The 292-nt window shown below is 58.9% G+C and carries 1 protein-coding gene; it reads left to right on the top strand.

What is annotated here, in order from left to right; genetic code table 11:
* Positions 1-250: helix-turn-helix domain-containing protein (locus tag AF337_RS04275; RefSeq protein WP_160320242.1), on the top strand; the 250-nt coding region annotated here is incomplete at its 5' end.
* Positions 251-292 lie beyond the last annotated feature (42 nt).

Genomic DNA, 292 nt, shown 5'->3' with positions numbered 1-292 from the left:
GATTGGCATGAAAGAACATGACCGGTTGACGCTGGCGCGAAAAATGATGGAGCGAAAGCTGGAGGGACGCCGAACCTCTTCAAAATTGCCAGAACTGGTCGAGCTGGTCATGGCAAAACCGCTGGTCTCTGCCGGGATGGTTGCGAAGACGCTCGACGTCACACCGCAGGCGGCGCGGCGGATTGTTTTGGAGCTTGGCCTCAGGGAGATGACCGGGAGGGGGAGGTTTCGGGCATGGGGAGTGCACTAAGGTCTAAGGTCACCGGGCGATTGTTGGCATTCCGTGCAGGGT

It is taken from the genome of Rhizobium ecuadorense, assembly GCF_001187535.1.
Classification (GTDB): Bacteria; Pseudomonadota; Alphaproteobacteria; order Rhizobiales; family Rhizobiaceae; genus Rhizobium; species Rhizobium ecuadorense.
Note: the sequence above shows the minus strand (reverse complement) of the source record. Positions and strands in the feature narration are given on the sequence as shown.